22 protein-coding genes are annotated in these 26,625 nt (G+C 50.4%); 5 read left to right on the forward strand and 17 right to left on the reverse strand.

Features of this window, described 5'->3' with window-relative positions:
- The 6 genes from M3087_RS09700 to M3087_RS09725 form a co-directional block, all read right to left on the reverse strand.
- The coding region (locus M3087_RS09700; RefSeq protein WP_249095349.1) for a glycosyltransferase at positions 1 to 826 on the reverse strand (826 nt) is incomplete at its 3' end.
- Positions 769 to 1,755 carry a glycosyltransferase family 2 protein gene (locus M3087_RS09705; RefSeq protein ID WP_249095351.1) on the reverse strand — a complete coding sequence of 329 codons (987 nt, stop codon included), beginning with the start codon at positions 1,753 to 1,755 and terminating at the stop codon, positions 769 to 771. The genes M3087_RS09705 and M3087_RS09700, both read right to left, overlap by 58 nt.
- Positions 1,756 to 1,774: 19 nt before the next feature.
- Complete coding sequence (locus tag M3087_RS09710) at positions 1,775 to 2,794, reverse strand: acyltransferase family protein (protein ID WP_249095353.1); 1,020 nt, start codon at positions 2,792 to 2,794, stop codon at positions 1,775 to 1,777.
- The gene (locus M3087_RS09715) at positions 2,791 to 4,206 is read right to left on the reverse strand and encodes a lipopolysaccharide biosynthesis protein (protein ID WP_249095355.1); all 1,416 of its coding nucleotides are present in this window, start codon (positions 4,204 to 4,206) and stop codon (positions 2,791 to 2,793) included. Before M3087_RS09715 ends, M3087_RS09710 begins: the two co-directional genes overlap by 4 nt.
- Positions 4,207 to 4,333: 127 nt before the next feature.
- A complete protein-coding gene (locus M3087_RS09720; protein ID WP_022384113.1) occupies positions 4,334 to 4,759 on the reverse strand; it encodes a BT0820 family HAD-type phosphatase in 426 nt (141 codons plus the stop codon).
- A 36-nt stretch (positions 4,760 to 4,795) separates the two neighbouring features.
- Entirely contained in the window at positions 4,796 to 5,740 is a 945-nt protein-coding gene (locus M3087_RS09725; protein WP_249095357.1) for a transcriptional regulator, read from the reverse strand.
- Positions 5,741 to 7,141: 1,401 nt separating this feature from the next.
- On the opposite strand from M3087_RS09725, the gene kdsA reads away from it, so the two are divergent.
- The 3 genes from kdsA (at position 7,142) to M3087_RS09740 (ending at position 9,823) form a co-directional block, all read left to right on the forward strand.
- Positions 7,142 to 7,894, forward strand: a complete 753-nt coding sequence (gene kdsA, locus M3087_RS09730; RefSeq protein WP_022383717.1) for a 3-deoxy-8-phosphooctulonate synthase — start codon at positions 7,142 to 7,144, stop codon at positions 7,892 to 7,894.
- A complete protein-coding gene (locus M3087_RS09735) occupies positions 7,891 to 8,841 on the forward strand; it encodes an SIS domain-containing protein (RefSeq protein WP_022383716.1) in 951 nt (316 codons plus the stop codon). The genes kdsA and M3087_RS09735 overlap by 4 nt, the downstream gene beginning before the upstream one ends.
- A 121-nt stretch (positions 8,842 to 8,962) precedes the next feature.
- The gene (locus M3087_RS09740) at positions 8,963 to 9,823 is read left to right on the forward strand and encodes an RNA polymerase sigma factor RpoD/SigA (RefSeq protein ID WP_022383715.1); all 861 of its coding nucleotides are present in this window, start codon (positions 8,963 to 8,965) and stop codon (positions 9,821 to 9,823) included.
- A gap of 62 nt (positions 9,824 to 9,885) precedes the next feature.
- On the opposite strand, the gene M3087_RS09745 is transcribed toward M3087_RS09740, so the two are convergent.
- The 3 genes from M3087_RS09745 to M3087_RS09755 all read right to left on the reverse strand — a co-directional run bounded on the left by M3087_RS09745 (position 9,886) and on the right by M3087_RS09755 (position 14,707).
- On the reverse strand, positions 9,886 to 11,061 hold the full coding sequence (locus tag M3087_RS09745) for an MFS transporter (protein WP_249095358.1): 1,176 nt from the start codon (positions 11,059 to 11,061) through the stop codon (positions 9,886 to 9,888).
- Between the two features lie 150 nt (positions 11,062 to 11,211).
- Entirely contained in the window at positions 11,212 to 12,957 is a 1,746-nt protein-coding gene (locus M3087_RS09750; RefSeq protein WP_249095360.1) for a phospho-sugar mutase, read from the reverse strand.
- 109 nt (positions 12,958 to 13,066) lie between these two features.
- Positions 13,067 to 14,707, reverse strand: coding sequence for a C69 family dipeptidase (locus M3087_RS09755; protein ID WP_106485126.1), 1,641 nt, complete (start codon positions 14,705 to 14,707; stop codon positions 13,067 to 13,069).
- A gap of 182 nt (positions 14,708 to 14,889) precedes the next feature.
- Here M3087_RS09755 and ald point away from each other — a divergent pair, with 182 nt between their 5' ends.
- Entirely contained in the window at positions 14,890 to 15,990 is a 1,101-nt protein-coding gene (gene ald, locus M3087_RS09760) for an alanine dehydrogenase (RefSeq protein WP_249095362.1), read from the forward strand.
- Positions 15,991 to 16,105: 115 nt separating this feature from the next.
- On the opposite strand, the gene M3087_RS09765 is transcribed toward ald, so the two are convergent.
- The 8 genes from M3087_RS09765 to M3087_RS09800 form a co-directional block, all read right to left on the reverse strand.
- Entirely contained in the window at positions 16,106 to 17,788 is a 1,683-nt protein-coding gene (locus M3087_RS09765) for a M23 family metallopeptidase (protein ID WP_249095364.1), read from the reverse strand.
- A gap of 38 nt (positions 17,789 to 17,826) precedes the next feature.
- On the reverse strand, positions 17,827 to 18,675 hold the full coding sequence (gene nadC / locus M3087_RS09770; RefSeq protein WP_249095366.1) for a carboxylating nicotinate-nucleotide diphosphorylase: 849 nt from the start codon (positions 18,673 to 18,675) through the stop codon (positions 17,827 to 17,829).
- A gap of 15 nt (positions 18,676 to 18,690) precedes the next feature.
- Complete coding sequence (gene metH / locus M3087_RS09775) at positions 18,691 to 21,447, reverse strand: methionine synthase (protein ID WP_249095368.1); 2,757 nt, start codon at positions 21,445 to 21,447, stop codon at positions 18,691 to 18,693.
- A 22-nt stretch (positions 21,448 to 21,469) separates the two neighbouring features.
- Entirely contained in the window at positions 21,470 to 21,922 is a 453-nt protein-coding gene (gene smpB / locus M3087_RS09780) for an SsrA-binding protein (RefSeq protein ID WP_106625816.1), read from the reverse strand.
- A gap of 94 nt (positions 21,923 to 22,016) precedes the next feature.
- Positions 22,017 to 22,589: a Yip1 family protein gene (locus M3087_RS09785; RefSeq protein WP_249095369.1), complete on the reverse strand. Its 573-nt coding sequence runs from the start codon at positions 22,587 to 22,589 to the stop codon at positions 22,017 to 22,019.
- Positions 22,590 to 22,594: 5 nt separating this feature from the next.
- Positions 22,595 to 23,398, reverse strand: coding sequence for a hypothetical protein (locus M3087_RS09790; RefSeq protein WP_249095370.1), 804 nt, complete (start codon positions 23,396 to 23,398; stop codon positions 22,595 to 22,597).
- Between the two features lie 173 nt (positions 23,399 to 23,571).
- Complete coding sequence (locus M3087_RS09795; protein ID WP_249095372.1) at positions 23,572 to 24,090, reverse strand: DMP19 family protein; 519 nt, start codon at positions 24,088 to 24,090, stop codon at positions 23,572 to 23,574.
- 137 nt (positions 24,091 to 24,227) lie between these two features.
- Positions 24,228 to 25,667 (reverse strand): ATP-dependent RecD-like DNA helicase, encoded by a 1,440-nt coding sequence (locus M3087_RS09800; protein WP_249095373.1) that lies wholly within the window; start codon positions 25,665 to 25,667, stop codon positions 24,228 to 24,230.
- Positions 25,668 to 25,778: 111 nt separating this feature from the next.
- Between M3087_RS09800 and M3087_RS09805 the strand changes: the two genes are divergently transcribed.
- Positions 25,779 to 26,597: a DUF3822 family protein gene (locus M3087_RS09805; RefSeq protein ID WP_249095375.1), complete on the forward strand. Its 819-nt coding sequence runs from the start codon at positions 25,779 to 25,781 to the stop codon at positions 26,595 to 26,597.
- The last annotated feature ends 28 nt before the right edge of the window (positions 26,598 to 26,625 follow it).

A 26,625-nucleotide genomic window follows, 5' to 3' on the forward strand; every position in this document is an offset into this window, starting at 1 on the left:
TAAAACGATGCCAAAAAACAACCTTAAAATAAAAATCCGCATAAATTACCCGCTGCGTTTTATTCTCATCATACAAGGCTGATCCTGCATCCAAATGTCGAATACCACTATGAAACCATGTAAGTTGCTTTAGTCCCAGTAGATATGCCTTATAATACATAACCTGATCTTCACCTAGTGCATATTTCATTTCATCCACCCATCTTTCTTCTTCAAAACGGATTTTCAGAAAGTTCTCCTTCGAACAAAAGAAGCAAGGACCGGCATTTGTCTGAGACCAATACACACCCGGCTTAGGATTACGATTATAAGAATATCCGGCGTTACGCATCACTTTATATCCCCACTTACCATCATCCTTTCTGGCTATCATCCGTCCGGATATTGCCATCATTAGTCTTTTTAGGAACGGGCGTTCTGCATTAGGGAATACATCAGCTGCAATTACATCAGCCTTATTCCGTACCAAATGGTCATATAAGCCTTCCACAGCATTCTCTGGCAAATATACGTCATCATCCAAAAACAAGATGTATTCACTCTCCACCTCATTATAGGACAATGCACGCTGTGCTACCATCCCCTTGGGTACATAAATATATTCTTCTCTTCCTATTGATTCTTTTGGAAGTTTATAGCCTTCGGCAATGTACACTACAATACGGGAAGGCTGGATAGTTTGCTTTGCCAGAGAATCAAGAAGTGTTTGGTATTTATTGCCAGCTGTACCTAACGTACGAATCACTACAGTATATTCCATTATACTATCTAATTTAAGCTGTACTTCTTCAGATTTCTTAATTTCAATAACAATTCTGAGATACATTTCAGACGATGTGTCAAGCACCATGCCATAACTTTAAGTTTAACATTCAAATAGGGGCATGACCATATATGGCAATGGCTATTGGGGAACAAAGCAAGAAATTTTGTGTAAGTAGTAGTTGTTAGCAACCACTCTTGCTTGCTTTTCAATATCCTCCAGCTCATTTGTTTTTCATATAGAGAAAAAGTATTCCTTTTTTCAAACCAAGAAATAACATCAAGATACATCATTATTTCATCATGCATCATCCTAGGGTTAGAACTACGCATGACTGAATTCATATTCAATCTATTGTAAAAATAGAATGGCCTATCTATAGTTACTATTACCTTAGCTGTGTCAAATACCTTCACTGCAAAATTAAAATCTTCGCAGTACGTGTAACCAACAGGAAACTGTAAGCCACCATCTTGCAATAACTTTTTTCTTATTAACAAGTTCCAAATTGTAGTCCAAGTATAACGCAGATACTGTCTAATAAATTCAACTTTATTCATGCAATACTTCGGAGTCCGATAAAGTATCAAGCCCGTATCCTGTACCATATAAAAATCGCACATTACAACATCAGCTGTTCTCTTTTCTGCTACAGTGTACATTGTATTAAGCATTTCATTGTCCATCCAATCATCACTATCACAGAATATCACATACTCACCTTTTGCATGCAACAGCCCAACATTCCTTGCAACCGCAACTCCACGGTTTTGCTCTAATTCAACTATCTGAATATCTTTTGCACGATCAGGATAGTCCTTTATAACGGATAATAGCACTTGCATCGAACTATCATTGGAGCAATCATTCACAAATATATATTCAATAGAATCTAATGTTTGCTCAAACAAAGAACGAATGCATTTTTCTATATGCCGTTCTACATTGTATACAGGGACAATCACAGAAACATCTATTTGTCGTTGAGCCATATCACACATTAAGTAAATATCAGAAACAACTTCTAAACCAATATCTATCCTTATACTTCAACAGTATCAGACTCAACAATATAGATGAGAATAGAGACAATATATATACTTTATAACCATTTTCCTGTAATACATATCCCCACAATACAACCCAATACATATGTACCAAATAAATAATAGTACTCATAATCCTCAAATGAATACAATATTTCTCACGAAGAAACTTCATTGGCATTTTTAAAATCAATTGAAATAAAAAATATGTAATCAAAACAGAACCTATAGAAGGATAGAAGAAGCTCAAAAGTATTCCCAGAAAAAGTCCTCCTAATAATATGCCATTACGAACAATTCTACCAGTACAAGCTATTTGCATACCTAATACTACATATATAAATCCTATAAAGAATCCATTACGAGTTGACTTAAACAATTTAAAATATAAATCCATTAATTGTGGTATCAGACCATTTTGATTACAATAATCTATGCCTATCCCCAGTAAAAAGAAAATAATCGAAATAATCAATACATGATACCTCGTAAGCTTGAAAAAGGAACATACAAGAATAAGCATAACTGCAACAATTAAAGCTAAAAGATACCATAATGGCCAAGAATAAAAATTCTCTCCAACCAATAAAAAATTCCGAATAAATATAATCACGCTATTAAAAGCTGAAATATCATCTGTTATAAAGCCCCAAATTGTAAATGGGAGATAACATAATGTCCATATTAAATACATCTTGCCAATCCGATATAAATACTTATGTACTCGAATCCGCCCATTCAAATTGAGAGGAAATTGTTGTCCCCTAAACAAAAGGAAGCCAGAGGTCATAAAAAAGTATGGAACAGCTATATTATAGATTAGCTCCAGTATCTGTCTTGCATATTCACAGTTTATGCTACTTTCCAAGTTAGAATGTATAGCAACAACGACAAAAGCCATGCATAATTTAAATACATCTATCGAATTAAAATTATATTTTTCTAATCCATGTTCCAAACTTACAGACAACGTATCAGCTTTCATCTCTTATACTTCCTAACGTAAATGGCCAATTTTTCTAATATAAATTTCTGTTCATCGCATGAACATCCCAATTTATATACACAAAACGCACAAGAAAATACGCAGGCTAAACATACTACAAAGGTCCGTGATAAGTTTTCTTCCATTAAACAATGAAAAAGATACGGAATTATAGGAGACAATATTACTACTTTCAATATCGGACAAATAACTTCTTGAAAGTATCTCTTTAGCCCCATATATATCATTGGTAATACAATTCTTAAACGTACATATTGTGTACACAGCTCTATTACAAAATGAATTATAAATACACTTATGGGAGACGTATGAAAATATTTCAAAGACACATAAGATATGGGAACGATTAGTATTAGCATAGTTCCTTCAATCAATTGAAATCGTTTTAGTATACCAGTAGCATGGACGGATATAATTATCGGATTAGATAAGGTCCCCAACAAACTTATACATAGCATTATTTGCAAGAAGCCAATTGTATAATCCGGCACTATACCTAGCCATAGCTTCAATATGGTAAATGTCTCTAACATAAGAGGCAAGATTATGAAAAGCATAATAAAGAATGAGAACTTAGACCCACGTATCAGCAAACTATGCATATAGCTAAAATCTCTCATCGCAAAACTTTTAGTTAATTGAGGATTTATTGCCGTTTGGAATGTTCCACAGAAATTAGCACATACCGATTGGACTTGAACGGCAACCCCTCTCGCAGCATTAACTAATGGACCAAAAAACATATTCAGAAGCACATTAAGTCCTTGCGTATATCCTATGAATGCAAGATTCCCATTTAACACCCATCCCGAATAGAGCATAATCTCTTTAAATAACTTTTTATCATATCTCATTTTACTCCTAGCTTCCTCAAAGTGCCTAGTAGCATAATACGAATAAGCTAAGAAGTCAAACAGCTGTATGAGAAATAATAACAATACATAAGTTATCAACTTATCGTATGGAATGACAACTAGAAAATAAACAATCACTAACTTCAAGATGATATCAGCAATTGAAATGTAAGCAAATGCTGTCATTCGTTCATGAGCTATGATAGTCGATACATAAGGAGTATTAAGTATTCCTAGGACTGTTGAAAAAACAGAAAAATGATAAACCCATAATGCTGCATATTGTCGTTCTACAGGTATCTGCAATTGAGTTGACATGAACCAAAGACCTATTGTTTCTCCCAAAATCAAAATGACTAATGCCAGTAATAGATATATACCTAATACATTTCCGAACGTATTTTTTAAAACATCCAAATCCCCTTTTCCTAAATCGAAAGTAAGATAACGGGATGATGCCGCACCTAAAGATCCAGTCAAGAAACCCAACAGGCCTATGACTCCTCCCACCACATTATAGATACCATAATCCTCCACACCCAACGTGTTCAGCACGACACGCGACGTATACAACGACACCAGCATGCCGAACAGCATCCGCACATAAAGCATTAACGTGTTCTTCGCGATGCGGCGGGTATTTTCTGCGTGTGAATCCATCGGACTATTTACCCAATAACCTTTTCCAGAACGGACGCTCCTGCACCGTGCCGTGCAGCTCCTCCCAGTAACGTTCGGAGGTCCAGTGATTGTGCACCATCTCATAGATTGCAGCCCAGTCCGGGAGAGCACCTACATTGCGGTCGTCGATAAACAGGTCCGCCCTCACCTTGCGACAGGGAGAAGACGGGGTCTCGGAGGCTTGCTCGTCGGGATGATTGGCATTGACGGCATAAAACTCCAGACCGCGTTCGCGACAGAATGCAACCGCCTCATCGAGCAGACGGCCTTCACGCACCGTCCACAGAATCAGCTGATGATGCTCTGCCTGCAACCGACGGAGCGTCGTTATCGCAAAAGGTATCTCACGACCGATGCGTGGATAACGGTGTTCCACGATGGTCCCATCAAAATCTACGGCTATAATCATGAATGTGTGTCAGATTGTAAGAAGATTCAACTTTCGTCAGCTGTGCATCGGCAGAAACGGATAGTCGGCTGCAAGCGAACGCCGGCTGGTCAGGATATGCTGACGGAGGTCCTCAGCCAACCCGTCCGCTGCCACCATCGACAGCAGCATGTTGTCGGCTTCACGGCATACGGAAGTCACCTCCTTGAAACTGCCTACGCGGACATCCCCATACACCGTCCGGAAATGACGACCAACGGCTGAAAGAATGCCCAACAACGCCTCTGCAGCTTCACGAGAGTCGTCCGCCAACATCCAGTAACGGGCCTTCATGACCCACTGGTCAAGGCTCTTGGCAATGGTCATCAGGTCCAGCTGGTCGTGCGGACAGAAGCAGCAGGCATCCACCTCCTGCTGCAAATCGGCAGTCGTCAACGGCGAAGGCTCGTCCTGCTGTTCACGACGCTGACGGATATACTCCTCGACATTTTCAAACGTATCCTTGCAGATTCCACCGATGGCAACCGTCATGTTCCCCAGACCTGTCACCAGGCACTTGTCGCGCGAGATGCGGATGCGGTAGCCTTCAAAGCCGGCAAGGACACCGGACGTGATGCGTACCAGCGTATTTCCCGGAGCATAATGGCTGAAAGGGTGTGGCATGAAGCGGATGCGGTGAGGAGCCATCTGAGACACCAGCATGAAGGGTTGCATCTCCCGGTCGGAAATGATTGCCGTCCGGTGTGTACTGCGGTCGTTGACCAGGTAGACACCGACGAAGTTCTGCTTCAGGTATTCCTGAATCCGGCGGCAATCGCCCTGCACAAAGATGAGTCCGGAGATGGTGGGTTGCTCCAGCTTCCTGACGTGACTCTTCTTCTTCCGATAGACAATGGATTTATGGATGAACGTGTTGAACTGCTCCTGCAACCGCGCATGGATGGCTTCCACCTTTGCACGGTGAACGAACAGGTAACACCACGAGGAGGAGGTGCTCTTCACATCGGACTGTTTTCTCTCTTCCGCGCCTGACGAAGCAGACTCGTTACCAAGATTGTCCTCAATGACTTCAGAAAAAGTGTCTGAACTATACAGTGGCATCGATACTCTTTCTAATTTATGTACTGGCCTTTGCGTTCACATTGTGAATAAGGATCGACCACTTCCTTATAAAGGGAGTTTTGTATGTCTTTCATAATCACCAGTTTTTATCCAGTATAACAGCTCTTTATGCTATCTCTTCATGTGATCTGAGTAATGCATCTCTTATGAAGAGATGGATTTGCAATGGCAAATATACGAAAAAGTACTGAAAGTAAATAATTTTCGTCTTACAATTTTTGGAAATATAGTCCTAGTTCTTATAATTTTCTTATGAAACAGGATTGACGCCTTAAGAAAACATTATTGATTATCAATGAAATATATTTATAAGTACATCTCTTCATAAGAGAAGTTTTTCTTTACATTCTGAATACCCTTGCAATATCCCTAAATAATATGTAAATATTTATATTAATTCTGAGACAAACGAAAGTAAGGATGAGACGGACCGTAGAGTCCGTATTTTTATATCCGGAATGAGGTCCTCCGTATCCGATTGCCTGTGATGCCTGCTCCGCTCTCAAACCATCCTTTCTCCGTTTGACATTTTGCCCAGGGAAGCCCTCCACAGTGCCTTTCCTCGCACCAAAATACGATTTGGTGGATTCGAAGGGCATTCTCAGGCGATTCGCAAAATACACTTTGACACAAGTTCGCATCAACCGACATCCTAATGGAGGTCAGAAGGCGTCCGGCTGTTCATTCTGACACTCGGTTCACGGAAACCTGCACATTGTGCCACCATCTGATTTTTTACGTCCGCGGACCTTCCAGAGAGTGAAACTCACTCTTTTGGCATTTCATTTTCCAAAGATTTGACTTCCGGGCACGAAACAATAGTGTTTGGGGCATGAAACTATATTGTTTGACGCCTCAAACTATATTGTTTGGCTCGCGAAACAATATTGTTCCGGGCACGTTTTGTCAATATCTCGAAAACGAAATGTATAGTTTCCCTAAATAGACAGACAGTCTTGACACAAGTACTAAATTCCTTTAACAGTTGGACGCTGGTTTATCCTGACTTCGAAAAATGTGAGTTAGCAGAAAAGTTCTTTTTCGGAAGGTTTGTCAAGCAAAGACGGCGAGATACTGTCTTTTTGGTTTTTCGAAATCCGAACAGGAAGGATGTGTGCACAAGGAGCGTCCGTCAGGCGAAACAAGAGGTATGCCCGCCAACATTCCTAAAAGAGTTTAAACGGTGTGCAACGAACGGAGAGATTCACTTACCTTTGTTCAAATCCAATCGGGATTGTCAGATAACAACAGTAACAGTAGAATATAATAAATAGGTATCGTATGAATCCAGTGTTTATTGCCGGACCTTGTGTCATGGAGTCTTTCTCGCTGATGGAGGAAGTGGCGCAAGAGCTTGTCCGCCTGAATCAAATCTACCATATCGACATCATCTTCAAGGCTTCGTTCGACAAGGCCAACCGTACCTCCATCCATTCGTTCCGCGGACCGGGACTGGAGCAGGGACTCAAATGGCTGGGCGACATCAAGACGAAATACCGCCTGAGAGTGCTGACCGACATCCACGAATCCTATCAGGCGGAACCGGTAGGCGAAGTGGCAGACGTACTCCAGATCCCTGCCTTCCTCTGCCGGCAGACCGACCTGCTCGTGGCGGCTGCACGCACCGGACGTACGGTGAACATCAAGAAGGCACAGTTCCTCTCGGGCACCGACATGCAGTACCCGGTCGAAAAGGCACTGGAAGCCGGGGCTTCCGAGGTATGGCTCACCGAACGCGGCAACATGTACGGCTACAACAACCTGGTGGTGGACTTCCGCAACATCCCCGACATGAAGAAGTTCACCCCGACCGTCATCATGGACTGCACCCACTCGGTGCAACGTCCCGGGGCTGCCGGCGGCAAGACAGGCGGAAACCGTGAGTTTGTCCCCGCCATGGCTCTTGCAGCCAAGGCATTCGGCGCGACGGGTTACTTCTTCGAGGTACATCCCTATCCCGACAACGCGCTGAGCGACGGTCCGAACATGCTCTACCTGAGTCAACTAGAATCTGTCATCCAGTCACTGCTATGAGTCAGATACGAACATACGCCGAGAAGTGCCTGCGCGACGAGGCAGAAGCCCTTCTCAACCTGATTCCGTTGTTAACGGACGACTTTGACCGTGCCGTAGAAATGATTTTCCACAGCAAGGGACGCCTCATCGTGACGGGAGTGGGCAAATCGGGACATATCGGGGCGAAGATTGCCGCCACACTGGCAAGCACGGGCACGCCTTCGTTTTTCGTCAATCCGCTCGACGCCTTCCACGGCGACCTGGGCATGTTCACGGCTGAAGACATTGCCCTGGTGATTTCCAACTCGGGACAGACCGACGAACTCCTGCGCTTCATCCCCTGCCTCATAGAACGCAAAATCCCCATCATCGGCATGACAGGCAACCCGGATTCACTCGTGGCACGCTATTCGGCATGCCACCTGAACACCTACGTCGAGCGTGAGGCCTGTCCGCTCAACCTGGCACCGACCTCTTCGACCACGGCTGCACTGGCAATGGGCGATGCGCTGGCATGTGCCCTGATGGAGGTGCGCCATTTCCGTGCACAGGACTTTGCCCGTTTCCATCCGGGTGGCAGTCTGGGCAGACGCCTGCTGACCCGTGCAAAGGATGTGATGCGCAGTGAAGACCTCCCCGTCGTCCCGTCAGGGATGAAGCTGGGCGACGCCATCGTCCCCATGAGCGAGGGCAAACTGGGTCTGCTGGTGGTAGCCGACGACGAGCACATCAAAGGCATCATCACCGACGGCGACCTGCGCCGCATCATGCAACGCTGGCATGCCCGATTCTTTGACCTGCGCGTAGAGGACGTGATGACTCCCAACCCCAAGCGTATCCATCCGGACATGAAGATTGCCGAAGTGGAGCAGATGCTCAACCGCCATAAAATCCACTCCCTGCTGGTCGTCGACGAAAACGATCGTCTGCTGGGCATCGTGGACAACTTCAGCTGTATGATTTAAACCCACTGCCAGGAGGGGAAGGATATTTGATTAGTTTAACAAACTATTCAACCCATTTATTAGGAATAATCGCGCGGAATTGCGTAATTTTGCACGCTTATATTCCAAACTCTAGACACGGATGAGACAACTAAAGATTAACAAAAGTATCACGAATCGTGAAACCGCTTCTCTGGAAGCCTATCTGCGCGAGATTGGCCGCGAGGAGTTGATTTCTGTAGATGAAGAGGTAGAACTTGCACAACGTATCCGTAAAGGCGATGAAGCCGCTCTGAACAAACTGGTGAGAGCGAACTTGCGCTTTGTCGTTTCTGTGGCAAAACAGTACCAGAATCAAGGATTGAGCCTTGCCGACTTGATTGACGAAGGTAATATTGGCTTAGTGAAAGCAGCCCAGAAATTTGATGAAACGCGCGGATTCAAATTCATCAGTTATGCCGTGTGGTGGATCCGTCAGTCCATCCTCCAAGCCCTTGCCGAGCAATCACGTATCGTACGTCTGCCGTTGAACCAGGTAGGTTCAATCAACCGCATCAACAAAGCACTGGCAAAGTTTGAACAAGAGAACGAACGCCGCGCTTCTGCGGGAGAAATCGCCGACGAACTGGGCATCGAAGAAGACAAGATTTCCGACGCACTCCGCGTATCGGGTCGTCATGTCTCGGTCGACGCTTCGTTTGTGGAAGGTGAAGACAACTGCCTGCTCGATGTGCTCGTCAACGATGATTCGCCCATGGCAGACCACTCGCTCGTCAGTGAGTCCTTGTCGGAAGAAATTGACAGAACCCTGTCCACCCTTACTCCGCGTGAGAAGGAAATCATCCAGACATTCTTCGGCATCAACCACCGCGAGATGAGCCTTGAAGAGATTGGCGACAAATTCGGATTGACACGTGAACGTGTACGTCAGATCAAGGAAAAGGCGATTCGTAAGTTACGCACAAGTCCGCAAAGCAAGCTGTTGAAGGCTTATTTAGGATAAGACGATTTTATCAGAATCAAGGATAGAGGGCGTCCGGAGCAATCCGGATGCCCTTTTCAGTATCAATACTTCGTGAATGCCGTCACGGAGAGGGAAGCGAGAGCCAACAGGATACCGACACAGACGACGCCGCTCCACTGGGCCAATGCCCAGGCTGAACCGGCTAGAAGAGTCCCCACCGAACCACCGATGAAGTAGGTTGTCATGAAAATGGTGTTGACCCGGTTTGCCGCTTGCGGTGCAACCTCGAACATGCTGGTCTGGTTGCTGATCTGGATGCACTGCATGCCGATATCAATCAAGAGGATGCCTCCAATCATGCCGACATAGATGTCCTGGGCAAAGAAGAGCAACAACCACGATGCCAGGAACAAGGCACAGCCCAGGAAGTTGAACCGCTTCACGCCTACCTGCTTCACATAACGGCCGACAATGGATGCCGACAGAGCACCGGCGACTCCGCAAAGTCCCAACAGACCGACCACATCACTCCCGACACAGAAAGGTTCCTGTGCCATCCGGAAGGCGAGACAGGCCCACAGGGAAAGGAAGGAGCCGAAGGCAAAGCCGGCACGTCCGGCATAAATCCGGAGTGGCGGATACTTCTTCAACAAGGAAAGAATGGATTTCATCAGATCGACGTAGCGTCCGCTGAACGTGGGGGCAATGTCAGGCAGCACGCGCATCACCACCAGGAAGCTGAGCACCATCAGCACGGCGGCAGCGTAATACATGGTCCGCCATCCCCAGAAGTCAGCGACCAGTCCACTCACCACCCGCGAAGCAAGGATGCCCGTCAGCAAACCGGATATGACCAGACCGACATTACGCCCCTTCGTCGCCGGGGTTGAGAACTGAGCGGCAATGGGAATGAATATCTGAGGAACGACCGAACAGATGCCGGTCAACAAGGAAGCACCCCACACGATACGGATGTCAGTAGCCACCGCAATGGCCAGCAAGGACAGCACCAGCACAAAGAAGTTGATTTCAATGATGCGCTTGCGGTGATACAAGTCGCCCAAAGGAATGATGAAAAGCAGTCCCAACGCATAGCCCACCTGGGTAATCATTGCGATAAGGTTGGCCTGGAACTCCAATACGCCGAAATCCAGCCTCATCAGGTCGAGCAACGGCTGGTTGTAATATAAGTTCGCAACCGAAACACCGGCAATCACCGCCAGTGTCCACAACAAATGCGCCGGTATTCCGGCATTCTCTTTCAGTACCATAGTCATCGGATAATCGTCTGTACACAGCCTTCGTCGGCTGATTCGGATGCAAAGGTAGTCAAAAATAAAGAAGCACGCAGCATGGAATCTCATCCACTCTACGTGCTTCTTCAATTTACCGGGAACGGAGCTGTCGGATGGCTCCGCTTTTCAGTCTCAGATGCCCAGTGACTTCTTCACCCCTTCGATCTTCTCGATGGCCGAAGCATTGGCTGAAGAATAGCATCCGGCACAACGCATGGTGCCCTTTGCCTCGATGTAGAACTTAATCTTGGGTTCCGTACCGGAAGGACGTACGGACACCTTCGTTCCATCTTCACAGAAGTACTGGATGACGTTCGAAGTCTCCGGCATGTCGAGGTCGCTCACGTTGCCGGCATTGTCGGTCTGCTTCAGAACCTTGTAGTCTTTGGTCAGTACGATGGGCGAGCCACCCAGTTCCTTCGGCGGATTGGCACGGAAGTTCTCCATCATCGCCTTGATTTCGTCGGCACCACTCTTGCCCGGTTTTACGACGTTCACGGTCACTTCGCGTGAGAAACCATATTCTACATAAATCTCCATCAGGACATCATACAACGTCTTGCCATTGTCCTTTGCCCATGCGCAGATTTCAGCCAACAGCGAGCAAGCCGACACGGCATCCTTGTCGCGTACAAAGTCTTCAGCCAGGAAGCCATAGCTCTCTTCACCGCCGCCGATGTACTGCATCTTGCCTTCAAGCAGACGGATCTGACGGGCAATCCACTTGAAACCGGTATAGCAGTCGAACATGGTGATGTGGTTCTTGTCGGCAATCGACTTGATGAGTTCGGTCGTCACGATGGTCTTCACTACAAACTCGTTGCCTTTCATCTTGCCCATGGCAATGCGGTTCTTGATAATGTAGTAGAGGAAGAGCAGACACGTCTGGTTACCGTTGATGAGCACCCACTCGCCCTTGTTGTCCTTGCACGCCATACCTACTCGGTCAGCATCGGGGTCGGAAGCCATCACAATGTCGGCATCCAGCTTCTTTGCCAACGCAATAGCCATCGTCAAGGCTTCGGCATTTTCAGGATTCGGAGATACCACCGTGGGGAAGTTACCGTCCTTCACCATCTGCTCAGGCACACAGTGTACGTTCTCAAAGCCCCACATCTGGAGTGAACGGGGGATCAGCATCATGCCTGTTCCGTGCAACGGCGTGTAAACGATGCAGAGGTCTTTCTGACGTTTGATGACTTCGGGGTCAATGGAGATGCCCTTGACCTTCTCCAGGTAGATGTCGTCGATATCCTTGCCGATGATGGTGATGAGGTCCTTGTTGCCTTCAAACTTGATATCAGCCGCAGAAGCCACCTTGTTCACTTCGTCGATGATACCCTTGTCATGCGGAGCAAGCACCTGTGCGCCATCGTCCCAATAAGCCTTGTAGCCGTTGTACTCTTTCGGATTGTGCGAGGCAGTCAGGATGATACCGCTCTGGCAACCCAGGTGACGAATGGCGAATGACATCTCCGGAGTGGGACGCATGTCCTCGAAAAGGTATACCTTGATACCGTTGGCGGAGAAGATATTGGCTGAGATTTCAGCAAACAGACGGCTGTTGTTGCGGCAATCGTGCCCTACGACTACGGAAATCTCCTTGCGGTCCTTGAAGCACTTGTTCAAGTAGTTCGACAGACCTTGGGTCGCTGCACCTACGGTGTAGATGTTCATGCGGTTGGAACCTACACCCATAATGCCGCGCAGACCGCCCGTACCGAACTCCAGGTCTTTGTAGAAGGCCTCGATCAGCTCGTTCTTGTCCGGATTTTCCAACATTCTTTTCACTTCTGCCTGTGTCTCGGCATCGTATGCCGGAGTCAGCCACTTCTGGGCTTTGGCAGTCACTTCTTGAATCAAAGCTTCATTTTCCATAGTAAATATTTTAATTAACCATTATACTAAATAAGCGTCCAAATGTATAAATTTAGACGCTTATAACCTACAATGGGTGGTAACTTTTTTAACTTAAGAGCGCAAAAAGTTATTCAGGAACCTTGTAACGCATACCGGTCTCCTGAATCACACGGCGATTGTAATCTTCAGGATATCCCGGACGTTCGGGAGCAGCCCCAATACCGTCTTCCGTCCGTTCGAACTGTCCTCCGCTCACTTTCTTCACCACCATATCGTTGTATTTCACAATCAGGAACTCGCCCAGCTTACGCCACTCCTTGTGCATGTTCTCAGCGGAAGCCACGGTATAGTCCGTCAGGTACTTCACAGCCTGGGCAGGGTCTTGCTCATAGAGGGAAACGGCTTTCTCCTCGACACCCTTCTGTGCATCGAAGAAACCTTTCTCCAGACGGCTCTGCACGGCACGGAGGTCACCAATCATCAGTCCGTAACGCGGATAAATCATGTTCGACACCCAGTTGCATACCCAGAAGGAGTTGTCCCAGGAGAACGTCACGGAGTCGGCTTCCTTACCGGCTGCGAAACAAGCGGGGATACGGTTGGTGCAGCAATAGACGGGGACATAGGCAATCATGTTGGCGTCATCAAGACCGAACCAAAGCACACCTCCCACGGCATTGGGGAGATGGCTGCGCATCTGGGCAACAAAAGTGAAGGCTGACTGCTGTGTAGAGATGGGACGCTCGTTGAAGTATTCCTTTCCGTCCACCTTAAACGTAAGAGGCGACGGACGGTAAGGGCTATTGAAGGCTCCGGCACCCAGATCCGAGGTGATGTCAAGCGCCGTACCCTCATAATGGTCGCGCATGTCGTTCTGGATGTCCTGCAAGGAGAGCTTACGGTCTGCCTTGATGTAGAGCGGCATCGGCTCCTTGGTCTCACCTTTTATATAAGAGAGGTACTTCTCCATCTCGGGATTATGCTTGCGATAGAAGCTCCACACGCGGGCTTCGCAGAAACGGAGGGCACCGAAATCGGCAGGCGCATAGGCAGCAGAGAAACTGAAGTCCTTGTTTTTCCCGTCAAAGTAGCCTTTCTCACGGGCAAAAGAGATGACGTCGGGCGAATAGAGGCAATTCTCCTTGTCATCCAGGGGGAACTGATGAATGCGGCTGTGGTTGGCATGGGCGGCGATGCAATCATCAGGGATGCGGACAGCCACCCACACAGCTCCCTTCACACCGGGACCTTTACCGATCATCTCCATGATCCATGCTTCGTTGGGGTCTGCAATGGTAAAGCTCTCCCCTTCGCTGTAATAGCCGTATTCCTTCACCAGGTCGGTCATCACCTTGATAGCCTCACGGGCAGTCCGGCTGCGCTGCAATCCCAGGTAAATCAGACTTCCGTAATCAATCAGACCGGTGGGGTCGGCCAACTCGGAACGTCCGCCGAACGTAGTCTCGGCAATGGTCACCTGATACTCGTTGATGTTACCGATGACGTTGTAGGTTTGTGCCACCTGAGGGATTTGTCCCAGAAACTTGTTTGTGTCCCAGTCACGGATGTCAATCATCTCACCCGGCGCATGCTTGCCGGCAGGATAATGGCACAAGTGACCGAACATTCCGTACGAGTCGGCGGAGTACGTAACCAGCACCGAACCGTCAGTCGATGCAGCTTTGCCTACAATCAGGTTGGTGCAGGCCAGTGATTTCATTGCGACAGCCAGCAACAACGCAGCGGCCATCCAGACTTTCTTTCTCATGTCAGCTATTATTAATAGAATTAAGTTCCGCATACGCCCAACCGGTCAGTGGATGAGCTTGCGGAAGTTGGATTAATAGGATATGTTTAACAACATCATTTGTTATAATTAGCGTCGCAAACTTACGCATTTTTATCGGGATTTCGTATGTTTGAGGCTGTAAACCTATAAAATGTAGCATTATGATAGTCGGTATTCCCAAAGAAATCAAAAACAATGAGAATCGCGTATCAATGACTCCCGCCGGAGTACGCGAACTGGTCAAGAGAGGTCACACGGTATACGTACAGCATACCGCAGGCGAAAACAGTGGCTTCCCAGATGCTGAGTACGAACGTGCCGGGGCACATATCCTCCCGACCATCGAGGAGGTCTATGCCATAGCCGAGATGATTGTCAAAGTGAAGGAGCCGATTGAACCTGAATACAAGCTGGTACGCCGGGGACAGCTGGTCTTCACCTATTTCCACTTTGCCTGCGACCGGACACTGACCGAAGCGATGTTGCAGAGCGGAGCTACCTGCCTCGCCTATGAAACGGTGGTAGACAAGCAAGGGACACTGCCGTTGCTCATCCCCATGAGCGAAGTGGCAGGACGGATGTCTGTACAGGAAGGGGCGCGATTCCTGGAAAAGCCGCAAGGCGGAAAGGGTATCCTGCTGGGCGGCGTACCGGGTGTCAAGCCTGCCAAGGTGCTGGTATTGGGCGGTGGAGTCGTAGGAACGGAAGCGGCACTGATGGCTGCCGGACTGGGTGCAGACGTGACCATATGTGACATATCCTTGCCACGCCTGCGCCACCTGGCTGAATTCATGCCGAAGAATGTCAAGACGATGTTCTCATCGACCTACAACATCGAACAGGAGTTACCCACGACCGACCTGGTCATCGGAGCAGTACTCATCCCGGGAGCCAAGGCACCGCACCTCATCACCCGAGAGATGCTGGGAATGATGAAAAAGGGATCGGTCATGGTGGACGTAGCCATCGATCAGGGCGGATGCTTTGAAACGTCACATCCGACAACGCATGCCGAACCGGTCTATGAGGTGGACGGAATCATCCATTATTGTGTGGCAAACATTCCGGGTGCCGTGCCTTTCACTTCGACGTTGGCACTGACCAATGCAACCCTTCCCTACGCACTGCGTCTGGCAGACAAAGGCTGGCAACAGGCTTGCGCGGAAGACCCGGGCTTGAAGTTGGGCCTCAACGTTGTGGACGGCAAAGTGACTTTCCCCGGTGTGGCTGAAGCCTTCGGCATGGAACTGCACACCCTGTAACCGATTGGTACAAACACACAAAGACACAGAATCGCGCTGTCAGGAACGAGGGGGACTGTCCTCCGGTCGTTCCACACCGTGATTCTGTGTCTCTGTATTCTCTCTGACGATGCTACTAGTAGCGGAAACGCTCCCGGAAAACGGTCGTGTTGCCACAGCGGTCGGTCACGGTCATCTCCAGCGTATGCAACCCGCCACGTTCCACATCGGTCTCTCGAAGGTTACAGGTGAGGCGGCTATAGGAACGGTTGCACTCGAAAAGCACGAACTTGCCGTCCACCGTCGCACGATAGCTGCCCAGCCCTGAAGCATCGTCACCAATCCGGAAGGTGATGCGCCCCGAAACCCACCGGTTCCGGTTCAGAGGCGTGACACGCGGTGCAACGGTATCAATCGCTACCGTATAGGTTCCCAAGGAGCGGACTTTGCCCTCCAGCCATCCGTCAACCCATTTACCGCCCACATACCACCGGGACTTCCCCGAACACTCGGCAATGTAGTACTTCGTGCTGTCTGCCACGGGGAAATGGCGTACGCCGATACGCAACGGACAGTAATCATGCAAGGGGACGGAACGGTCATGCAGCTGGTAGGTAAAGGCGATGGCTGCCGAGTCTACCGTCATCTGCACATCCGCATCTACATCTTCATAAAGCATCCCTTTCGGAATGGCCAGCTCCATGCCGGGACGCGTGAGGATGTTCGCACGGTCCCAACGCAACAGCTGGTTGCCCGTATGTTGTGCAACAGGTATTTCCTGCCGGGTGCCATGTACGGTGAAAGCATATTCCGAGCGGTTGCCAAAGCCATCTTCCAACAGATAGACAAAGCGGTAGTCACGCTCCTCGTCAATCGTCACCCAGCCACGTCCGGGAACCTCGCTCTGCACCAGACGCAGACGACTGCCCGGCAGAAGGTACGACTTGGCATAGAGGGCACGGGTACGAAGATAGGTGTCGTAATCAATCCAGCCATTAATGGCTCGGTTCTCGTCGAAAGCCACCCGGTCAGTCAGGCTGCTGAACACTTCCACACTGTCGACCAGCAGACGGATGGAGCGCACCCCATAGATGTTGCTGGTCCCGGTCATGTAGTCATTGGCACGGATGGCTACGCCAATCTTTCCCCATGCTTCAATCCGACGGTTCAGGGAGTTGCCACCCTGGGTCCACTGAAACTGCTGCTTCGCCGCACTTCCGTTGACCACTCCCTCACCCTGACGGGGATAGAGCATCACGCCCCGTGACAACGGACGCCGTGCATCCTTCAGGTGTTCCTTATAGAAAGGCAAGGGGTCAATCATCTCGTTCGTGTCGGTACGGCGCAGTTCCAGATGCAGATGCGGCCCGCCCGATGAACCGGTATTACCGCTCAGGGCAATGACATCCCCCTCCCGGTAACGGAAAAGCGTACTGCCCGGCGTAAGGTTGACGGCAAAGCTTTCCTGCCGGTATTGCTCTTCACGGACATAGCGGGCTATCTCCGGAGCGAAACTCTCCAAATGGCCATACACCGAGGTATAACCGTTCGGATGGGTCACATACAGCGCATTGCCATAACCGGTGGGGCTGACCGAGATACGCGACACGTAACCGTCCGCCACCACATGTACCGGCTTACCGGTGACTCCCTGCGTCTTGATGTCCAGTCCGCCATGGAAATGGTTGGGACGTAGCTCGCCAAAGTTGGCACTCAGCAGCATGGGAAAGTCAAAGGGAAGTCCGAAATGAAGCGTCTGCTCTTGTGCACGGACCAACGTCACGGCACAGAGCAGACAGAGAAAGAATAGTTTTTTCATACAAAGGATTCGTCTGTTAGCATTGCATCAAGCCGGGGTCAGCAGGCTTTGAAACTCATGTCCAACCCCTTTACCGAGTGAGTCAGTGCACCGACGGAGATGAAGTCCACACCCGTCTCGGCATACTGACGAAGGGTATCAAACGTGATGCCACCGGAAGACTCGGTCTCGTAGCGTCCGCCAACCATCTCCACCGCCTTACGGGTCAGCTCGGGCGTGAAGTTGTCGAACATGATGCGGTCCACACCGCCGAGGTCGAGCACCTGTTGCAGTTCGTCCAGGTTGCGCACCTCGATTTCAATCTTCAGGTCCTTGCCCTTCTCCTTGCAATATTCCTTGGCACGGTGAATGGCCTTGTCGATGCCTCCGGCAAAGTCCACATGGTTGTCTTTCAGGAGAATCATGTCGAACAGTCCGATGCGGTGGTTCACTCCGCCACCAATCTTTACCGCCTCCTTCTCCAACATACGCATGCCGGGAGTCGTCTTACGTGTATCAAGCACACGGGTATGAGTACCCTCCAGTTGCTTTACATACCTGCGGGTCATCGTCGCGATACCGCTCATGCGTTGCATCACATTGAGCATCAACCGTTCCGTCTGCAAGAGAGAACGCACCTTGCCCGTCACGACCATGGGCACGTCACCGGGCTTCACTTCCGAACCATCTTCCATCATCACTTCCACCTGCATGGTCGGGTCAAAACGGTGGAAGATTTCTTTGGCAATCTCTACTCCTGCCAGCACGCCCGGCTCCTTAATAAGCAGTTTCGACTTGCCCATGGCATCCTCCGGAATGCACGACAGGGTGGTGTGGTCGCCGTCACCGATGTCTTCAGCAAAGGCAAGATCAATCAAACGGTCAATCAATTCGTGTACTGTTTCCATTGTGTTTATGTTGTATTAGTCAAATAGATTCAACTTGTTGACCTGTGCATCCTGAAGGGACACGAGAGGGACCTCGTTCTTCTTCCGCCGCTCACACAAAGCGCGGTAGTTGTCATAGACCTCTTTCACGTATGCGTCCCGCGTCTCAGGATTGAGCAACCGGGCAGCTGCCGGCGCATTCTGCGACGCATCTTTCAGGTGGATGACCGGTCCGTCATAGACGGGGACAATCTTCAGCGCCGTATGCAGCGCACTGGTCGTCGCCCCACCAATCAGCAAGGGGATACGCAAACCGGCTTTCTGGAGTTCACGTGCCACATGGACCATCTCATCGAGCGACGGGGTAATCAGTCCGCTCAAGCCGACAATGTCCACCTTCTCTTCCACGGCACGGCGCACGATGACGTCGGCAGGTGTCATGACTCCCAGGTCTATAATCTCATAGTTGTTGCAAGCCATGACCACCGAGACGATGTTCTTGCCGATGTCGTGCACATCGCCCTTCACCGTGGCAAGCAGGACCTTACCCGCCGAGCGGCTGCCTTCCACCTTCTCGGCTTCTATCAGCGGTTGCAGGATGGAGACCGCCTTCTTCATCGTACGTGCCGTCTTCACGACTTGCGGCAGGAACATCTTGCCGGCTCCAAAAAGCTCGCCGACCTCATTCATCCCGTCCATCAGCGGACCTTCGATAATGGCAACCGCATGGACGTATTTCCGGACGGCTTCGGCAAGGTCCTCCTCCAGGTAGTCACCGATGCCCTTTCGCAAAGCATATTTCAACCGGTCTTCCACCGTACCGTCACGCCAGGCATCGTGATGCCCCTGTGCAGTGTCGGTTCCTCCTTCCTGCTGTCCCGCCTTCAATCGGTCAGCCAGTTCGATGAGTCGCTCTCCGGCATCCGGACGTCGGTTGAGCACCACATCCTCAATGCGTTCCAGGACGTCCGCAGGAATGTCGCTGTAGAGCACCGAAGTCGCCGGATTGACAATGCCCATGTCCATCCCTTCCCGAATGGCATGATAGAGGAACACGGCATGCATTGCCTCACGGATGTAGTTGTTTCCACGGAAAGAGAACGAGAGATTGCTCACACCACCGCTCACATGGGCTCCGGGGAGGTGCTTGCGAATCCAGCCGGTGGCACGGATGAAGTCCACGGCATAGTTGTTGTGCTCCTCCATGCCGGTCGCAATGGCAAGCACATTGGGGTCAAAGATGATGTCGTTGGGGTTCAGACCTGCCTGTTCGACCAACAGGCGATAGGCACGTTCACAAACTTCTATCTTGCGTTCATAGGTATCCGCCTGCCCCTTTTCATCGAACGCCATCACCACAACGGCTGCACCGAGACGGCGCACTTCGCGGGCATGGGCAAGGAAGACATCTTCTCCCTCCTTCAGGGAAATGGAATTGACGATGGACTTGCCTTGCAGGCATTTCAGTCCTGCCGTAATAACCTCCCATTTGGAGGAGTCTATCATGATAGGGACGCGCGACACATCAGGGTCGGAAGCCACCAGGTTGAGGAAGGTGGTCATCTCGGTCTGCGTGTCAAGCAGTCCGTCGTCCATATTGATGTCGAGCACCAACGCTCCGTCTTCCACCTGACGGCGTGCGATGGAGAGTGCTTCTTCGTAGTTCTTCTCTTTAATCAGCCGGAGGAACTTGCGCGAACCTGCCACGTTACAGCGCTCGCCGACGTTGACAAAGTTAATCTCCGGCTTCACCTCCAGCCGTTCAAGTCCCGACAGCCACAGATGCTCGGGCTTCTGTACCGGACGGTGAGGCGCTGCCCCGTCGACCAGGGCGGCATAACGGGCAATATAGGCATCGGTCGTGCCACAGCAACCGCCGATGATGTTCACCAACCCTTCGTCAATGTACTCCTTCACCTCGGCAGCCATCTGTTCGGGCGTCTGGTCATACTGCCCCAGGCTGTTGGGAAGTCCGGCATTGGGATAGGCGGATATATAATAAGGTGCATTGTCTGCCAATGTCTTCAGGAAAGGTTTCAGCTGTGCAGCCCCGAACGAGCAGTTCAGACCGACAGAGAACAGCGGCGCATGCTGCACGGATGCCAGAAACGCCTCCAGCGTCTGTCCGGACAAGGTGCGTCCCGACGCATCGGCAATGGTCACGGAAAGCATCAGGGGAACCCGCCGTCCGACGGTCTGCATGGCATCCTCGGCCGCATACAGGGCAGCTTTGGCGTTGAGCGTATCAAAAATGGTCTCTATGAGCAAGGCATCGACTCCTCCTTCCAGCAACGCTTCCATCTGCTCCCGATAGGCAGCAACCAGCTCGTCGAATGTCAGGGCACGACAGGCTGGGTTGTTCACATCGGGACTCATGGAACAGGTTTTGTTCGTCGGTCCTACCGAACCCGCCACGAAACGGGGCTTATCCGGTGTGCGGAGGGTATATTCATCCGCCAGCGCACGTGCCAACCGGGCAGCTGCCAGATTGATTTCGCGGCAAAGATGCTCCACATGGTAGTCCGCCATTGACACCCGGGTAGAACTGAACGTATTGGTTTCGATGATGTCTGCCCCGGCTTCCAGGTACTTGCGGTGAATCTCGCTCACCACATCGGGCCGTGTCAGACAGAGCAGGTCATTGTTTCCCTTCAGTTGTCCGGGAATGTCGGCAAAGCGGTCTCCCCGGAAATCCTCTTCTCGCAAGTCGTATTGCTGTATCATGGTTCCCATCGCTCCATCCAGTATCAGGATACGGCGGGGAACCAACTGTTCGATTGTAATATCAGGCATAAACTAACTGTTTCTCTCACTTCTATCTTTTAAAGGCACGGTCCATCTCACGGCGTGCATCTTTCTCTTTCAACGTTTCTCGTTTGTCGAACTGCTTCTTTCCTTTTGCCAGGGCAATCACCAGCTTCGCCAGTCCCTTTTCGTTGATGAAAAGGCGGGTCGGGACGATGGTGAAGCCCGGAGCCTGCGAGTCTCGCTCCAGCTTGCGCAATTCCTTGCGGTTCAGAAGCAGCTTGCGGTCACGGCGCGCCGTATGGTTGTTGTACGAGCCATAAAAATATTCGGCGATGTGCATGTTCTTCACCCACAGTTCTCCACGGATGAAGTAACAGAACGTGTCCACCAGGCTGGCTTTTCCCATACGGATGGACTTGATTTCCGTCCCCGTAAGAACAATGCCTGCCGTATAGGTATCGACAAACTCGTAGTCAAACGAAGCGCGTTTGTTCTTGATATTAATAGGAGTAGACTTAATCATAAACTCTGCTGTTATTTTACTTTACTTACGTTTCGCATGTGCCGTTCCGCTTGTCAACTGACGGTCCGGACACGGGTCTGCAAACGTCGGATTACTGTAATAAGTACGACAGGCGCATGAACACCCATCGGATGAGCATTGGGGCAACGATGATAAACACGGATACGCTGAGCGTATAGGCCAAGCGTTTGTTCTCTTCCACCTTCATCAGGCGTCCGGCCCCTTCCCACACCACATAGACAACATAAAACTGGAAAATAAGTTGCAGGATGAGGAAGCTGGGGAACAGCCCCGTCACGATATCGAGCACGAAAGTCACCACCATGCTGTAACCGACGAACTGCTGGCACAAGGCCGGCTCGCTCGGACGGTTCAGATACCTCATTCCACATTGGTTCGTCAGGTAGGAAACCAGGAAGTAGCCTCCGAAGAGTGCCACAAACACGGCGCAACAGTTGGTCATGGCCAGCTGCAACGAGGAGCCTCCCCACCCGACACCGATGAGGGTACCGATGAACATCGACAACCCGCAAAATGCAATCATAGGATAGACGAAGGTGCTCATCACCGCTCGCCTATCCTCTTCTAAACTAATTTCCTCCCAAGCCTTCGCCGGGGAGGAAATCAGAGTTATCACTTTTCGAAATAATTCTTTATAGTTCACCTCAATCAATAAGTGCGTTTCAAATAGCCTTTCTGAATGGAAGCATAGTTCATGGATACTTTCACCTCCTCATACTCGCCCTTGCTGTTCTTCTGTGCCTTGTAGATATTAAAGGTCACAGCGTCCTCATCGGCAATTCCATTCAGATAGGTATACAGTTCATAAGTATCAAAGTAGAAGCAGAACGTGCTCTTCTGGGAGATGTAGCCTTCCTTCAACTTCCCATTCTCATCCAGGCATTCGCTGGAACGGTTGTCATAACCGAGAACCAGGTCCACAATCTTGTTGCTCGTATCCAAGCGTTTCACTTTTACATAGTAACGGGGAGTCAGCAAGGTATACGAATCGCTGGAAGAAGAGCTGGAGCTTTCGTTCTTCTTGGCATAAGCCATGCCGGTAGTCATGAAGTTCATATAGCCGTTCAGGGCGTTGACCAGGCTGTAACCGTCCGGAGAGAACCAGTTCAGGCTTTCCATCTCCGACAGGTTCAAATCCGACCACGAAGCGTCTTCCAAGAAGGATTGCGCCTTGGACAGGGTCACGTAGAAGTTCGGGGTAATCGTCACTTTATCGCCCGGATTGATTGTTTCCAGATTGGCATCCTCGCCGGTGAGCTGACCGTAGACATACATGCGGTCGATATCCATCAACGTCGTAGCCGAGATGCCTGAAAGGGTCACGATGACACCATTGTCCAACTTCACGTCTGCACTCAGGCTGCCCAAAGGCTTTCCGGTACATCCGATGGAAGGTGCATAGTCAGAGTCTCCCAGACAAGACGAGAACAACAGTGCAACGACTGACAGCATTGCAAGAACAGAAGTCTTTACTTTTCTCATAATCCCAATGAAATTAGTTAATGTAGTATGTTATTGTTTTGTTTAGTTAAGTCGCGGCAAATATATAAAGATTCTGACTAATAATCAAAAAGGGAAGAATGATTTTCAGGGAGGAACAGCGTCCGGACCGGCATCCGTCACGTTCAGTCCTTCACTACCTCGGCAAACAGCTCCAGATGCTCGTCCACATAGTGGGCGATGGCGGCAGTGATGGCCTCCTCCTCTTCAAGGTATGTTTCTTCGAGGGGGTCGAAAACTTCATATTGTTCATACATGGCCATGAACTCCTCGTCGGTGCAGTCACGGGTCAGGTCTTCCTTGTGGTCATCGTAAATCTCACGGGCCTTGTAAATGAGCCTGGAGAAGTCTTTGAGTCCGAACAGGCGCATGGCTTTGGCAAACGGGTTTTCAAAGATGTAGGGACCGTAACCGTTCTGGATGAGTTGGACGAAACCGCCTTCCATCACCTCGTCACGGAACAGCTGGTAACCCAGCAACACGTGTTGTTCGCCCGTGAGCAGAGGCATGGTTGCTGCGGTCAGCTCGCCCCCCACACGCTCCCAGTAGGCATCGGTGAACACCTTGATAAACTCGTCCATGCCGGCTTCTGCCGCGGCAATGACTTTCGATTCGGCTATTTGTATCGGTTTGATTGTTTCCATCGTGCTATTTGATTGATGAGGGAACAAAGATAGGGCTTCTTCCCGAGGAATGAAGAACGATTCGTCCACATTTTTTGTGGCGCATCCGCCCGACTGCCCGACGGAGACGCATCCGGCAGGCTGGGGGAACGGAGCCTTCACTCCTGCGCCTGACTGCCGTCTTCCAGCTCTTCCTTTGCCCAATTGACCAGGTAAAGGCGCTTCGTGGCACGGGTGAATGCGGTGTAGAGCCAGCGGAAATAGTCGGGCGTCAACATGTCCTCGACCAGATAGCCCTGGTCCAGGTAGATGTGCTGCCATTGCCCGCCCTGTGCCTTGTGGCAGGTCACGGCGTAAGCATACTTCACCTGCAGGGCATTGTAGTGGGGGTCCGCCTTCATCTTCTTCATCCGGTCTGCCTTGTGGGGGATGTCGGCGTAGTCTTCCAGGACGGTATTGAAGAGGCGGTCGTTCTCTTCCCGTGAGAGGGAGGGATAGTCGGAGTGAAGGGTGTCGAGCAAGACAGTGGCTTCGAGTTCCCAATCGCCGTAATCGGGAAAGGACAGCAGCACATCCGCAAAACGGAAGCCGTACAGTTCGCGCGTCCGGCGTACCCGGCGCACGACAGCCAGGTCGCCGTTAGCAATGAACTCCACGTCCTTGTTGCCCTCCGTCCAATAGTAGTTGTTCTTCGCCACCATCAGCCAGTCTCCGGAGGTCAGCTCTTCTTCCCGGTAGAGAATGGTCGAACGGATACCATTATTATATTGGTTCGCACGTTTGTTGGAACGGCAGATGACCATCGTCTCGTCCATACCGACCTTGTCATAGCTCGACGAGAGCGCCTCGATCAGCTCACTGCCCGGGAGTCGGCGTATGTCCGCAAAGCCCTGAAGCCGGAACTTCGGGAAATCGAAGCAGGCCTCTTCCGCCAACAGGCTGCGCAGAAGGGTGGCATTGAACAGGATGCCGGAGCTGTCCAGCTGACGGACGACCTGGGTCAGGCACACCTCGGTCACTTGTAGCCCGTAGCCTTCAAGCATCGGCACCGACAATGCCGGGCTCTCCTCCTCTCCCACCGGCGGCAGCTGTGCCGTGTCTCCCATCAACAAAAGCCGGCATCCCTGACCGGAATAGACATACTGCACGAGATCGTCCAGCAGACGTCCGGAACCGAAGCCCGCGCCTGCCAGCCCCTCGTTGGCAATCATCGAGGATTCATCGACCAGGAAGAGCGTATGCTGATGGAGGTTGTCGGACAGCGAGAAGTTGTCGGTGCGGTTGGAAAACGACCGCTGGCGGTAAATCTTCTTGTGGATGGTATAGGCGGGATGACCGGCACTGCGTGAAAAGACCTTGGCGGCACGCCCGGTGGGTGCCAGCAGGACCACTTTCTGTTGGAGGGCATCGAGCGTCTTCACCAACGCACCGACCAGCGAAGTCTTTCCCGTTCCGGCGTATCCCTTGAGCAGAAACAGGCTGTCGGGCTGCGTGGACAGCATGAAATCCGCCAAGGCATTCAGGGCTTGTTCCTGTCCGGAAGTAGGTTGAAATGTCAGGTTTGATTTGATTTGTTGGACAAAGAAGGCGTTTATCATTCTTTTTAGTGTTATTTTTGCAGCACGAATGTAAGCTAAAAAGCCCTATCCGGCAACAATCAGAATGAATAAATCGCAAACAAGCATTCAGTAGACCATATACCCAGCGACATGACAAACGACCTTTTTGACTACAACCTGACGGAACAATACCGCCTCTGCCTGCGCATCAGTGCCGAACGGTTCACCTTTGCACTCCATGACGAAACGGGGAAACCGGCATTCTACAGCCGGGACTATTCCACGGACCGTGAACGTTCGCTGACCGCCAACCTGAAGACCATCTTCAAGGACAATCCGTTTGCCGGACGGACGTTCCGTCATGCCGACATCCTGCTCGCCAACACGCCGTGTGTCGCCATCCCGCGGGAGGAGTTTGAGGAGGAACGGGCTGAAAGTCTCTACTACGGCTGCATGCCCAGGGAGAACCGTCAGGTGGTCTTCCATCATGCCCTGCTGCAGGAGAACCCGGTATTGCTCTATGCCGCCGACCGCACATTCTGCCAGCTTCTGCTGGAGCAACTGCCCGGTGCACACATTTGTGCGTCCGTCCTCCCGGTCCTGGAGTACCTGCACCGACGGAGCCTGACCGACGACCAGCGCAAACTGTTCGTCCACTTCCACGACCGACGGATGGACGTGTCCGCCTACGAACCGGGCAAGCTCCTTCTTCACAACACCTTCCGCAGTACGCAGGGGGCAGACGTGGTGTACTACCTGCTCTACATCTGGCAACAGCTGGGCTTTGACCAGCAGAAGGACGAGCTTTACCTCATCGGACGTGTCCCCGACCAGGAACATACGCTCCGGGAACTGCACCGCTTCCTCGCGGAAGTGGCATTCATCCATCCGGCGGCAGAGTTCAAGCGCGCTGCCTATGCCCGGGGGGATGCGGACTTCGAGATACAGGCGGACTTCGCCCTTTCCTAATGTAAAACCGTAAAACAACCAACAAACC

The organism is Mediterranea sp. ET5 (assembly GCF_023337025.1).
Lineage (GTDB): Bacteria > Bacteroidota > Bacteroidia > Bacteroidales > Bacteroidaceae > Phocaeicola_A.